The sequence below is a fragment of the Enterococcus phoeniculicola ATCC BAA-412 genome, assembly GCF_000407505.1.
GTDB classification, from domain to species: Bacteria; Bacillota; Bacilli; order Lactobacillales; family Enterococcaceae; genus Enterococcus_K; species Enterococcus_K phoeniculicola.
Map to the genome: position 1 here is coordinate 93,783 of NZ_ASWE01000005.1, position 14,083 is coordinate 107,865.

The window sequence follows — 14,083 nt, forward strand, 5'->3', positions numbered from 1 at the left end:
TATCGCTGCCTATAGCCACCTTATCGCCCTTCCAGTTGTTCATTTAAAGAATGGCTTTAATAGATACACCTTTCTTCTACTACTGAAAATTAGTGGAAAAGAATAAACCTACAGCGTTTCTCCATTAGATTGAATCACATCTTGATACCAGTAAAAACTATCCTTCTTGATTCGTTGCCCCGTACCGTTCCCTTCATCGTCAAGATCAACATAAATATACCCATAGCGTTTACTCATTTCAGATTGCGAATAACTAATAATATCTATGGGTCCCCATGAAGCATATCCGATAATGTCTACTCCTTCTTTCATCGCTTCCTTCATTGCCTTTATATGGGCTTTTAGATAAGAAATTCGATAGTCATCGTGAATCTTTCCATCCACCACTTCATCAAGAGAACCCATCCCATTTTCTGCAACAAATAAGGGCTTGTGGTATCTCTCCCAAAGAAAATCAAAGCTATATTGAAATCCTATTGGATCAATTGCCCACCCCCAAATATTTGCATCAAGATTGGGATTTGGTTTGACGCAATTTGGATGCTTTGCGCTGACAATTTTACTATCATAATAACTGAAGGCAATATAATCAACCGTATTTTTTTTAATCAAATCGAGCTCTTGTTGTGTCGTATTGATTTCAATTTCGTGTTGATTAAAATAATGAATCATATAGCCAGGATATTCTCCATTGACCAAGACATCAGAAAAGAAAAGATCCTGTTTCCTCCAAAGCTCGTATGCGGCCATGACATCTTCTGGTTTATCTGTTTCAGGATATAGCGGATTTAAGCCAAGCATCATCCCAATTTTCATTGTAGAATTTATTTCACGTGCAATTTCAACGATTTTAGCGTTCGCAATAAACTGATGATGCACCGCTTGAAATTTAACAGTTTCTTGTTTTTCCCCATATTCTTTCAAAATGCCCAGTCCTGGAAATTCTCCCCAGCCATGCACATCATTTACCTGATTAAAAACAATCCAGTAGTTTACTTTATCTTTGTACCGTTCTAGTAGAACTTTGGAAAATCTGACAAAATACTCGATAAGCTTAGGATTACTCCACCCTCCGTACTTTAAAATCAAATGAGTTGGCATTTCATAGTGAGAGAGCGTCATTATCGGCTCTATCCCCAGTTCTAACATCTTATCGATCAAACGATCATAAAATGCTAATCCTTTTTCATTCGGTACTTCTTCATCCCCCATTGGAAATATTCTTGACCAGCTAAACGAGGTTCTAAAGCAAGTAAATCCCATTTCAGCCATCAACGCTAAATCTTCTGCATACGTATGATAAAAATCAATTCCTCGACGGCGAGGATAATTCCCTGTTTTATCTTCTAAAGCTCGTTCAACTTCTTCTCGAGTAACATTTTCTCCAAAAGAACCTTTACGGCTGTATTCCTTAGGTAGCTCCATAATATCAGCCTGCGAAGGCCCCCTTCCGTCAACATCCCAAGCACCTTCCAGCTGGTTTGCTGCAACTGCTCCTCCCCAAAGAAAATGGGGAGGAAATCCTTTTATCGGCTTCATTAAATTTAATAAGTTGGTCATTTATTATCCCTCCATTTCTGCGTCTTCTTCTGCCATTGCTTGTTTGTCGTAGACTTTAAAGAATGGTAAGTAGACAATCCAAGAAATGGCAAATAAAACAAGCGTGTAGATGAGCCCATTAATTGATTTTGTTGAAATATAAGAAAAAATCGGCGCTGGCAAATACCATAAATCAAAGACATTTTGAGGAATCGGAACAAGACCTATCTTCATCACAATCCAAGCAGATACTGGACCTAACAGCCCCATAATCCACATGGGAATCATCAACGTTGGATTAAATGCTACTGGCGCACCAAAAACAACAGGCTCATTAATATTAAAGATTGAAGGAATAATTGCTGCTCGCCCCACCATCTTCATACGAGCTGATTTAGCCATAAATGTCATCATAAAACAAAGAGCTAATGTGGCACCTCCACCACCGATAACAAATGTCCCCACCACTTCTTCTGTAAAAATGTTCGTTGCCGGTAAACCTTGTGCAGCATTTCTAGCATTTTCTGCAATCCCTGGAAGAGCAATGGCCATTTCAATTGGATAAATAATCCACGAAGAAATTCCAAATGAATACAGGAATGAGTAGCCAAGGAAAATAATCAGAACAAATCCTCCAAAACTACCACCTATGTTTACCAATGGATGCAGAGCCGTCATAATCGCTTGACTCATGTTAAAATGCAATTGGAAGGTAAAGAGCCAACCAATGAGTAATATCAATGCAATAGGCAGGATAGTATTAAACCATGCCGCTACAAAATCTGGTAAAGCAGAATCCTCACTAATCAATTGATGTCTGGAAGCAAGAGACATCACAAACCCAACAAATAATCCTGCAACTAGAGCAACAAGCATACCGCCTGTTCCCAGCTCAGCTGTCATAAGAGTGATGACCCCTTTGTCTGTATCAATGGTTGGATAAACAAGTAATAAAAAGAATGCGATGCCTGCTAATCCAGCCGGTTTTGCCGCTGACTTGTAGCCTTTATTATTCATAATTGCTTCAGGTAGTAAATAAGACATAAAAAGTGAGAACAAGCCAAAACTAAACGTGCTCAATAGAGAAAAATCCGGAAATTCTGCCCAAACATTTTTAACAAGTGATAAAACTGTAACAAACGACCCAATGAATATCATTGGCATACCTGTCAAAATTGATTCTTGAATGGATGCAATCCAAGGATTCTTGACAAGTTTATTTACTTTTGGTGCAAAGCTGTCTGTCATCCAATTCGTCAACTTATCCATAATTTACTCCTCCAAATTTTTAAGAATAGTAACTATTTTTTCAGTCATCATCACTTCACTAGTGATGGTCATTAATGTGTCTTGGGCATGAATAAACAAAACCGAAAAAGGAACTTCTTTGTCATTCGCCTCAAGTTGAATCATATCTGTCTGTAATTTATGTGCTTGATTTATTTCCTTTCGTGCACTGTCCATCTTCCGTTTTATTTCATCATAATCTTTGTCGCTCTTCGCTAACATATCAAGTGCAGACATGTTAAGGTCTCTAGCATTACCAGCATGTAAAATAACATTCATAGAAATGGTAGTAAGTTGGTCCCTGCTAATTCCTAGCTCCATTTCAACATCTCCTTATTCGTAATAGTTTCCTTCACCTAATAAATGTATTAGTCTACTTAAAAACTGTTTTGGATTCTCTTGTTTGCTTAACATCAAGACATTTTCTTTCACAGATACAACTTCCACAAATCGTTGAAAAATCTTATTAAATATTTTTCGATCTTTCTTACTAATCGAGAGACCAACAATTAATCTAACGTTAGTTTCTCCCCATGGAATACTTTCTTTTGGAATCAGAATTACCACATCTGTTTTCTTTGCATCCATGGCTAGTGTATGAGGAATAGCAATGCCACTTGGAAAGCTTGTGTAAGAAGCATTTTCTCGTTCAATTAACTGGTCAAAATAGTTGTCAGAAACTGATTGACTCTTGCGTAATTTGTCAGCAATAGCTCTTAAAGCCTCCTCATATGTATGTCCTGTATAATGAACAATAAAATGATTGTCTCTAATAACTGCTGTTAAATGACTGGTTATCTCGTTGATATAATACGTATTTTTAATTGCACGAATCGCTTCCCAGATAGCATTTTTTTCAATTGGTAAAAGTTGATCATGGACTGCCACTTGTTTGGAAGAACTAATCTTCAGCTGTTCAAACTCAGAGATTGGAAAGCTAGTGATAATCAAATCGTAACGTTCCGTTAGTTGATGAAAAATATTCCCCTCTAAAATCTCTGTGACTAACAAATCATCTTTAAATTCCCGCTTAATCTGCTCTGCTATTTGTGCTCCTTCATTTAGGTACCCCGGCGTGATAATGGCTGTTTTCAAGCGTAGACTGGGAATAGGATCATTCTTCAAAAAAGATCCTATGTGTAAGGTAAGAAAAGCAATTTCATCATCATTAATCTCAATGCCAAGTTTTTTTTCAAGACAAGAAGCAAGATACACAGCAATATCAAATAGAATCGGATATTTCGCTTTAATTTTTTCGAAGCTCAAATTTCTTGAAAAAATATTTTTTTGGGCACGCTGATAGAGATTGCTGATATGAATAATTAATCGATCTTTAAAATCTTTATTTTCAAAACTTATCCCATAAACGTTCTCGAGCTCCTTCAATACCTCTCCAATCTCTTTGATACGTCTATTATCTTTTAACGCCGATATATCTGTGCTCCGGTGATAAATATGCTCAAAGAGTTCGTCAAACTCAACTAAGTCTTCCTTGAGAAAATATAATGCGTAGCGAGTTTGAATTTCATCAACAATTTTTTGCGCTGTCACACTAGTCATTACTTGATGGGTCGTTTGTTTCGTCGTCGCACGATCTAAGGCAACTGCAATGTGAAAAACAAGACTTTCAACAAAATACGTATTCGTAGCTTCGGAATCAAGATATGTCAGAGACAGACTGTATAAATCATCTAATTTAATCGTTGGCCCAAGTATTTCTTGAACATCATAAGAAATATCAAAATTTTCAAAAGAAGATTGATTTAAAAGATTCATTAGTAAATGACGAATCGCATACGGGTCGCCATCAATATACAATTTTGAGTCTCTTGTCTTAATTGACAGGTTCCATTGTCTGATATCCTTATTAATGAAATTGATTGTTGATTTTAATGTGGAATCAGAAAGATATAAGCTATCTGCCAAATCATATAAATCTAGACCGCGATCAACATTTTTAATCAAACGACGAAGAATATAAATTTTACGTTGATTCTTAACATTTTTATTATTCATTTCTGCAAAACTTTTATCAGGATTAGCCGTGTAGCCTTTAGAACTAGAAATAATTAAATCTGGATCGATAACATTAAGTCTTTTGATATAGTTTCTGATGGTTCGAGTGGATACCTCAAACTGCTCTGCTAATTCTTTCGAGGTACAGTAATTTCCCATATTACGTTTCAAATATCTGAGTAGCTCCCATTCTTTATTCAAAGATGACCCCCCAAATCAATTTTCAAGTAACTGCTTTACCTCATTTACAAGCCCTTTTCCATCAAGTGCACCATAAACTTTTTGCGGGATAACTGCGACTTTAACTTCAGCAGCTTCTGCTTCTTCTCTGACTTCATCCAACATATATTTCAGATGCGGTGCAACCAAAAGAACATCAATCTCATTGAGATAGTCACCGATTTCTGATTCACTCTTCGCTTTGATTTCAAAATCAAGCCCTTCCTTTTTTACTGCTTTTCTTGCATTTGCTGCCATAAACCCTGAAGATGCACCCGTTCCACATATCAATAATACTTTTGTTGTCATTTTGTTCTCCTCCTTCTTTTCTTTATAATTCAAGTATACAGTGCCCTTTAAGGGATATCATTTTGATATTTTTCCTATCTTTAGGAAATTCATAACATCTATCTGTAATGAAAAAAGAAGGAAATCATTCAGCTAGATTTTATTTAGTGATTCGAAAATGAAAGAACTACATCCACAACAAGTGGCACATAAACGACAGGAATCCCTTCATTAAAAAATGTTGAATCTGCAAAAAAAACAACGCCCTCTCCTAATGGTTGGTCGTTGCTTCATTTGCTTATATAAAAAGCCTTTACTCTGTGTGTAAGGAAAAATAGAATAGCTTGGTTTTAGAAATAAACGAATGCTAGACTTCTATACTATAAAAATAGAGACAGAGACGCACTACTTCTCAATAATTTGAGGAACACGGTAGAAATCTGCTAACCCGAAAGAACCTCTTGCGTCTTTTTTGTAAATTCCTTCCTATGCTCCTCTGTACTTGGCTATTTTTATCTCATCTTCTGCGAATATACGCAATAATCAAAAAAATAGAAGGCTGAGCATCATAAAATGATTTTCAGCCTTCTATTTTTGTTTGAAATTTAGGTTTCAAACAAATTTTAATCAAAGTAAGAGACTACCGTCTTCATCGCATGTTTACTTCGATAAGAATGATTTCTAGTAAAATATACTTGGTTTTGATTTCTTTGTCAATCTATTTTGAAAGCGGCATAAAGGAAAAAAAAGCTTTAGAATTCAAAGATAGCGACATCACTGACTTTTGCTTTAAAAAAAATCAATGATTCATATTTTCTTATTACATAGATAAGTAAATATCCACCCGCATAGCGGGTGGCTTTTTAATAGCCCTAGAAGGGCTCACTACTTGCTGCTCCCTTCAAGGGAGCTTTTTTAAGAGACCGCCAACCGCTATCTCTCTATTTTTTTCTAGTCTTTATTTGCTAAATGGATCATTGTACTCTCTTTTACTTATACTATCTCTACCTCTTTCATTTCACACAGTTTTCTCAATATTTTCCCAATATCTTGTCTTAACTTTCCATAAATGACTTTTCGTCTGTATTTTGGCGTAAACACAATATGATACTTACAATTCCATCGAGTATGTGCTAAACTTTTATCGTCATTTGACATAAAAAAACTCCTTTCGATTTGATAACGGTTGGTAGCCTTTATCTAGTATATCCAAAGGAGTTTTATCGCTAAAGCTACTTCTTCCACGCGCAGTACGCGTGGTTTTTTTGTTTCAATCACTTTAGCGATTGAAACCGACTAAAGTCATTAAAAAATGAAGGGGCTGTGACATAAGTCCCTAACAGAAAAGTGCATGAAATGACGAAAAACCGTTCATTTCATGCGCTTTTTTAGTTAAAATAAAAGAAGCACAGGTGGCACCCTGTGCTTCAAACATTTAATCCTGAAAGGACTAAAAATATGCATACCTATTATAACATGAATCAACTCACTTTGGACTTATCAACTTCATTTTCTCCCAAAGAAAATCACGTCGCTGTTTTCATCAATGAATTAGTGGAATCTCTTCAAATCAATGAGCCGTATCTTTTTGGACGCCCTAGAGAGCATGATCTAGGTGCCATGATGAAGCTAGTTCTGTTTGCCTATACGAGAGAAACCTTCACCAGTCGCAAGATTGAGCGATTGGCTGAAGAAAATTTATATGCCCGTTGGTTGACTCAAGAACGTGTACCTTCTTATCGAACGATTGCCCGTTTCTGCGTGTCCAATGATGTGCAGGAATTGACGAATAAAGGATTAACACATCTGACCGAGTATCTTCGCGCGCGCAATCTGATTGATGATGCGTTGTTTATCGATGGCACGAAAATTCTAGCCGATGCGAATAAATACAGCTTTGTCTGGAAGAAAAACACGATCCGTTTTGATCAGATGAATCGTGAAAAACTCCTTTTATTGATGACGGAATTAAAAGAAGCTTATGCAGTAAAAGAGATTCCCGAAGGGACTTCCCTTACACTAGACATGGTAGATGAGCTGTTGACACGAATGGAACTGAGATTGGAAGAAATTGAAAAAAAAGTCCAGTCAACGAAACGAATTTCACCTAATCCCGCAAAAAAACAGCACCGAACGCTAAAAAGTCAAGTACGCAAATTAACTGAAAAACGAGAGAAGCTGATTGAACACCAAGATCAGTTTTCTATTTATGGTGCCAGAAATAGTTACTCAAAGACCGATCATGACGCTACTTTCATGCGCGTGAAAGAAGATCATATGATGAATGGTCAATTAAAGCCAGCCTACAATTTACAAATCGCTACTTGTAATCAATTTGTTTTAGGATATGATGTTTTTCAAAACCCAACTGACACTAGAACCTTACAACCATTACTTGAAAAAATGAATGTGATTAACCAATCACATCGATATATTGTCGCAGACGCAGGGTATGGCTCTGAAAGTAATTATCGATATCTAGAAGATGAACTCCCTCAACATACCGCGCTTATTCCCTACGGGACCTTTTTAAAAGAGAAAAGTAAAAAGTGGAAAACCGATGAGCAAAAAATAATGAACTGGACTTACAATGAACAGGAAGATTACTATATCGATCCTAAAGGTGTGCGATTTAATTTTCATGCCTATCGCAAAAGAACCGATAAAGATGGATTTATTCGAGAGTTTAAAGAATATCAAGCAGAAAAAATCGATCTAAATCAAGAAGTGATTCCTGAAGCTCTAACACCGAAGGGGTATATTAGAAAAATTACAGTAAACCCTGCTTGGGAATATCATAAAGCCAAACAAAATGAGCTTCTTTCTACCCCTGAAACCGGAAAGGTTTATAGTCGCAGGAAGATTGATGTAGAAACAGTCTTCGGATTTATGAAGGCTTGTTTAGGCTTCACTCGATTCACAGTTCGAGGGTTAGATAATGTAAGAAAGCAATCAGGTTTACTGATTACGGCAATCAATATGATGAAGCTGGCAAAAATAAGTAATTAAACCAACCAATTATACTAAAAAAACAAAATGCACGCGAAAATATTTTTATTTTCGCGTGCATTTTGTTTTTATCGAGGACGTAACTAACTAACTTATGTCACGCCCCCTTCGTAACATTTTAATAAAGGTTTGGAAGAGGAGAAACTCATCTCCACTTCGTTTCGCTCTCATCATCTTCTACGCATGGGACATGCTTGAGTTGAACATTTCTGTCCCGGCCTCTTCACTACAATAAATTAAAAATGTTTTTTCTCTGGTTCAACGACTAAATAACGATAAGGTTCGTCTCCTTCAGAATGGGTCTTCACATAATCTTTTTTGCTTAATACAGAATGGATTTGTTTACGTTCAAACGCAGGCATTGGCTCTAGAAAAACAGGCCGGCCTGTTTGTTTTACCTTTTCAGCTGTTCGTTCAGCTAAACGTTGTAAAATAGCTTGACGTTTTTCACGATAATCTCCTACATTTACAACAACAGATAGTTTATTTGAAGCCGCGCGATGGATAAATACTTGTGCTAAATACTGCAGCGCATTTAATATTTTCCCATGCTTTCCGATTAAGATTCCTTGTTTTTGCGTATCCAAATGCATAATAATCAAGCCATCTTTTCGTTCCATACGAACAAGTGCTGGAGCATTTAATTCTTTAGAAATAGCTGTAAGGTATAGTGCCAACTCCGTTAAAGCAGATTCATCATCTAAATCTTCTAACGGCTTGTTTGATTCATGTATAGACGGTTCAACTTCAACAGCAATTTCGGTGATAACAGGTGCTTCTTCGGAAATAACTTCTTCAACAGCTTCTTCAACTGCCTCTGCGATTTCCTCACTGACAGTCGGTTCCATTGAAACTTTCGCTTCTTTTTTCCCGATGCCCAGAAATCCTTTTTTCCCTACCTCTATTACATTCACTTCAACATCATCTCTTGTTAATTTAAGAGCCATCAAGCCTTTTTGAATGGCTTCTTCAACTGTTGCGCCTTCATAAACTGGCATCTTTCATACCTCCTTTTATTTCTTGCGTTTTTTCTTAGGATTTTGTGCACGCTGTAATGCACGTTCCTTATCACGAATTTTTTGTGCCTCTTCTTCACGTTCTTTACGAATCTTGAATGGATTGTTTAGTAGTAATGTCTGACCTACTTGGAACGCATTTGAAATTACCCAATAAAGGGAAAGTCCACTCGCCAAATTAATCCCCATTACCAAAATCATAAGCGGCATTGCAAAATTCATTATCTTCATTGATGGATTTGGTTCTATTTGACTCATGCTTGATAGATACGTACTTGCAAAAGTAAAGACAGCAGCTAAAATCGGTAATAAGAAGATTGGATCAGGATTCCCTAGATTCAACCATAAAAATTGACCAGATTTCAATTCTGGTACACGAGAAATAGATTGCCATAATGCCATTAAAATTGGCATTTGAACCAATAACGGTAAACAGCCAGCATATGGATTTACATTATTTTCAGCGTATAATTTTTGTTGTTCTTCTCGTAATTTTGCTTGTGTTTCTGGATCTTTTGATGCATATTTTTGTTGAATTGCTTTTAATTTTGGTTGCAATTCTTGAGTTTTACGCATGCTTTTTGTTTGGAAATGCATTAACGGTAAAAGAATCACTCGGATAATTAATGTAAATAAAATAATCCCAATTCCTGGATTTCCAAAAGAAAGAGCTTTAATTGCTTCTGCAAAATAGTAAACAATATATCGATCCCATACTCCTGTACTTTGCGCATTTACCTCACCGGTAGCGCCACACGCAGATAATACAATAACCAGCATCACTAAGCCAGCCATTAAAAGTAAACGTTTGTATTTCTTCACTTACTTTTTCCCCTTTATTCAATTATTTTTGCAAGCTTTAAGACATGTTCGAGGTTTGAAAGAATTTCTTTTGAGGATAACTCATTTGTTTTTGGACGAGCAATCACAATAAAATCTAGCTCTGGATCAATTCTCTCTTTTATTTCGAACAAACTAGCACGAATTTTTCGTTTCACAGCATTTCGTTCTACCGCATTCCCGATTTTTTTTCCTACCGAAATTCCTACACGAAAATGTTCTTGAGCAGGTTTCTCTAAACGATAGACAACAAATCGACGATTCGCGAAAGATGTTCCTTCTTGGAAAACCCTTTGAAATTCTCGTTCTTTTTTAACTCGATACGTTTTCTTCATCTAGTTTCCTTCGCTTCTTTCCTTATCTTTCACTCACCCAACAATCATACCATATTTCACTAGGTTGAATCACCTGTTTTCTCGTAAAAAAGGTACAAAAAAAACCACTGAAACCCAGTGGCTTAAGCTGAAAGAACTTTTCTTCCTTTAAGGCGACGGCTAGCTAGCACGCGACGACCATTTTTAGTGCTCATACGTTTACGGAACCCGTGAACTTTTTGACGTTTACGTTTGTTTGGTTGGTATGTTCTTTTCATTTATTCCACCTCCATGAGAGTATTACTATCCATATACACAGACATACTTTGATAGTATACCTAGTATCACTACGTTTTGTCAATAATAAATTACAGAAAAGCACCACTAAAATAGAGCCGCTAATTATCCACAACCTGAAATTCTTTGAGGAGTATCCTGTGGAATTTCTTATTTATTCAAAAAGATGTGGAGAAGTTATCCCTGCACTTTTACACAAATTAACGGCATGTAGATAAGTTATCCTCAGGAGTTTTAAACATGTGGAAAACCGCGTTTATCTATTGATATGACAACCTTAGTTATCCACACTCCATGTTTATTTTTTTCACTTACACTTAGTTATCCACCTGTTGATTACTCTTGTGGATAACTTTTTTTTACTCTTGGGGATTTCTTTTCTTCTTTTTTCCCCAATTTGTGGATAAATTAAAAGAAATTTTTATTTTCCTTCAAGAATCTGTGGAAAACTTCTCTAAAAAATGCTAAATTAGAACTACCTATTTCTATTTATAAGATAAGGAGGACTCCTGATGGCATCCCTTGAAGATATTTGGCTAGACCTTCAAGAGAGTTATCGTGCAGAACTTAGCCCCACAAGCTATAATGCGTGGATCGATACTGCACAACCACTTTCTTTGCAGAATAACCAATTAATTATTGAAGTGCCCACTAGTTTACACAAGAATTACTGGGAAAAAAATCTGGCAACTAAAATTGTTGAAACCGGCTTTAAGCTAACTGGACAAGAAATTATCCCTTCATTTGTCACTGCAGATGAAGCACCATTGCTTGAACCTGCCGCAAAGCCAAAAGAAGAAGCACCAAAACCTGTTGAAGTAACAAAGAAGGCGATGCTCAATCCAAAATATACATTTGATACTTTTGTTATTGGAAAAGGCAATCAGATGGCCCATGCAGCCGCACTTGTTGTTGCAGAAGATCCTGGATCAATGTATAACCCACTATTCTTTTATGGAGGCGTTGGTCTTGGAAAAACTCACTTGATGCATGCAATAGGGCACCATATGCTACTCAATCAGCCAAATGCAAAAGTAAAATATGTCAGCAGTGAGACCTTTGCCAATGATTTTATTAATTCCATTCAAAACAAAACAGCTGAAGAATTTCGTCAAGAATATCGTAATGTTGAATTGTTATTAGTGGATGATATCCAATTCTTTGCAGAAAAAGAGGCGACTCAAGAGGAATTTTTCCATACCTTTAATGCACTCTATAATGATGGAAAACAAATCGTTCTAACCAGTGATCGTTTACCAAATGAAATTCCTAAATTACAGGAACGTCTGGTCTCTCGCTTTGCCTGGGGACTTTCAGTAGATATTACACCGCCTGATTTAGAGACAAGAACGGCTATTTTACGAAAAAAAGCAGCTGCGGAACGGTTAGAAATTCCAGATGATACACTCAGCTATATTGCCGGTCAGATTGATTCAAATATTCGTGAGCTTGAAGGAGCTTTGGTTCGTGTTCAAGCATTTGCTACAATTAATAGCTCTGATATCACCACCAGCTTAGCTGCGGATGCTTTAAAAACATTAAAGTCCGGACGTGGACACAGTCAGTTATCCATTCTACAGATTCAAGAAGAGGTGGCAAAATACTATCACATTCAAATGAAAGATTTGAAAGGGAAAAAACGAGTGAAATCCATTGTTGTTCCCCGACAGATTGCAATGTATCTTTCAAGAGAACTGACAGATAACTCTCTACCAAAAATTGGTGCTGAATTTGGCGGAAAAGACCATACTACGGTTATTCATGCCCATGAAAAAATCCAGCAGCTTATTGATTCAAGTGCAACTATGCAAAATGAAATTTCAGAAATTAAGAATTTTCTGTTAAACTAGCGTGTGGATAACTTTTAAAAAAAGTCCAATCTTTTCCACAGGTTATGCACAGCCGAAAAGTCTTTTGTCTGACGCCTATTTCCAGTTTTCCACAAGATTAACAGGCCCTACTACTTTTATTATCTTTTACTAATAAATAAAACAAAGGAGTTACCCTCATGAAATTCTCTTTAAAACGAACCGTCTTTATGCAAGAACTACAAACAGTCCAACGAGCAATCTCTACAAAAACAACGATTCCAATTCTTACAGGTGTAAAAATTGTTGTGACAGAAGAAGGAATTACGTTAACAGGAAGTAATGCAGATATTTCAATAGAAACATTTTTAAGCATTCAAAATGAAAGTGCACAGCTTCAAATTGAAGAAACTGGAAAAATTGTTTTACAAGCTCGCTTCTTTAGTGAAATTGTTCGTCGATTACCAGAAGAAGAATTTACGCTAGAAGTCATTGAAAATAACCAAGTCGCGATTACTTCAGGAAAAGCGAATTTTACAGTCAATGGATTAGATGCAGATAACTATCCTCATCTACCAGTGATTGAAAGTCAAAATCAAATGAAGCTCCCTGTACACGTATTCACTAAATTAATTAATGAAACAGGTTTTGCTGTATCTCAACATGAAAGTCGTCCTATTTTAACAGGGGTTCATTTTGTCCTAAATGATCAAAAGCTATTAGCTGTTGCAACTGATTCTCATCGACTAAGTCAACGAATTATTCCAATTGAACAAGCAGTTGAAAATTTTGACATTGTTATTCCTGGAAAAAGTTTAACTGAACTTTCTCGTTCATTAACCAATGAAGAAGAGCTAGTGGAAATTAGCATTATGGAAAACCAAGTACTTTTTAAAACAGAAACCATGTATTTCTACTCTCGATTACTGGAAGGAAATTATCCTGACACGAATCGTTTAATTCCATCAAGCTTCAATACAGAAATTGATTTCTATGTACCACAGCTGTTAGCTGCGATTGAACGTGCTTCTTTGCTTTCTCATGAAGGACGTAATAATATTGTTCGATTATCGATTCAATCTGATTCTGTTGTTCTTTATGGAAACTCTCCTGAAGTTGGGAAAGTAGAAGAAAGCTTGAGCTACGAGAAGGTTACAGGCGATCCTTTAGAAATTTCCTTTAATCCTGATTACATGAAAGCAGCTTTACGTGCTTTTGGTGATATGAGCGTGACGGTGAAATTTATTTCAGCTGTTCGTCCATTTACTTTAGAACCAACAGAAAATAGCCTAGAGTTCATTCAATTAATTACGCCAGTTCGTACAAATTAATTTTTATTTTCATGAATTTTGGAAATGAATTGAAAAAAGTTAAAAAAATAGTATATCTGCAAAAGGTCTTAAAATCGATTTTAAGGCCTTTTGCTTTGTTTAAATACAAAATGCTTTTT

General features: G+C 36.2%; 11 protein-coding genes and 2 pseudogenes. 3 read left to right on the forward strand and 10 right to left on the reverse strand.

Annotated elements, in window-relative coordinates; all coding sequences use genetic code 11:
• Positions 1–108 precede the first annotated feature (108 nt).
• The 6 genes and pseudogenes from I589_RS16655 to I589_RS16680 all read right to left on the reverse strand — a co-directional run.
• A complete protein-coding gene (locus I589_RS16655; RefSeq protein ID WP_010766804.1) occupies positions 109–1,560 on the reverse strand; it encodes a glycoside hydrolase family 1 protein in 1,452 nt (483 codons plus the stop codon).
• A gap of 3 nt (positions 1,561–1,563) precedes the next feature.
• Entirely contained in the window at positions 1,564–2,808 is a 1,245-nt protein-coding gene (locus tag I589_RS16660) for a PTS sugar transporter subunit IIC (RefSeq protein ID WP_010766803.1), read from the reverse strand.
• 3 nt (positions 2,809–2,811) lie between these two features.
• A complete protein-coding gene (locus I589_RS16665; RefSeq protein WP_010766802.1) occupies positions 2,812–3,147 on the reverse strand; it encodes a PTS lactose/cellobiose transporter subunit IIA in 336 nt (111 codons plus the stop codon).
• Positions 3,148–3,159: 12 nt separating this feature from the next.
• A complete protein-coding gene (locus I589_RS16670; protein WP_010766801.1) occupies positions 3,160–5,043 on the reverse strand; it encodes a BglG family transcription antiterminator in 1,884 nt (627 codons plus the stop codon).
• 15 nt (positions 5,044–5,058) lie between these two features.
• Positions 5,059–5,370, reverse strand: a complete 312-nt coding sequence (locus I589_RS16675) for a PTS sugar transporter subunit IIB (RefSeq protein WP_010766800.1) — start codon at positions 5,368–5,370, stop codon at positions 5,059–5,061.
• Positions 5,371–6,345: 975 nt separating this feature from the next.
• Positions 6,346–6,507: pseudogene (locus I589_RS16680) on the reverse strand (transposase); the annotation flags it as partial.
• Between the two features lie 300 nt (positions 6,508–6,807).
• Between I589_RS16680 and I589_RS16685 the strand changes: the two are divergent.
• A pseudogene (locus I589_RS16685) lies at positions 6,808–8,349 on the forward strand (IS1182 family transposase); the annotation flags it as partial.
• Positions 8,350–8,594: 245 nt separating this feature from the next.
• On the opposite strand, the gene jag reads toward I589_RS16685, so the two are convergent.
• From jag to rpmH, 4 genes are all read right to left on the reverse strand, one after another.
• Positions 8,595–9,356, reverse strand: a complete 762-nt coding sequence (gene jag, locus I589_RS16690; protein ID WP_010766797.1) for an RNA-binding cell elongation regulator Jag/EloR — start codon at positions 9,354–9,356, stop codon at positions 8,595–8,597.
• A 15-nt stretch (positions 9,357–9,371) separates the two neighbouring features.
• Complete coding sequence (locus I589_RS16695; RefSeq protein ID WP_010766796.1) at positions 9,372–10,196, reverse strand: YidC/Oxa1 family membrane protein insertase; 825 nt, start codon at positions 10,194–10,196, stop codon at positions 9,372–9,374.
• 14 nt (positions 10,197–10,210) lie between these two features.
• Positions 10,211–10,549 carry a ribonuclease P protein component gene (rnpA, locus tag I589_RS16700; RefSeq protein WP_010766795.1) on the reverse strand — a complete coding sequence of 113 codons (339 nt, stop codon included), beginning with the start codon at positions 10,547–10,549 and terminating at the stop codon, positions 10,211–10,213.
• Positions 10,550–10,671: 122 nt separating this feature from the next.
• Positions 10,672–10,806: a 50S ribosomal protein L34 gene (gene rpmH, locus I589_RS16705; protein ID WP_010766794.1), complete on the reverse strand. Its 135-nt coding sequence runs from the start codon at positions 10,804–10,806 to the stop codon at positions 10,672–10,674.
• A 531-nt stretch (positions 10,807–11,337) separates the two neighbouring features.
• Between rpmH and dnaA the strand changes: the two genes are divergently transcribed.
• Together dnaA and dnaN are read left to right on the forward strand one after the other, a co-directional pair.
• The gene (gene dnaA, locus I589_RS16710; RefSeq protein ID WP_010766793.1) at positions 11,338–12,675 is read left to right on the forward strand and encodes a chromosomal replication initiator protein DnaA; all 1,338 of its coding nucleotides are present in this window, start codon (positions 11,338–11,340) and stop codon (positions 12,673–12,675) included.
• A gap of 158 nt (positions 12,676–12,833) precedes the next feature.
• A complete protein-coding gene (gene dnaN / locus I589_RS16715; RefSeq protein ID WP_010766792.1) occupies positions 12,834–13,964 on the forward strand; it encodes a DNA polymerase III subunit beta in 1,131 nt (376 codons plus the stop codon).
• The last annotated feature ends 119 nt before the right edge of the window (positions 13,965–14,083 follow it).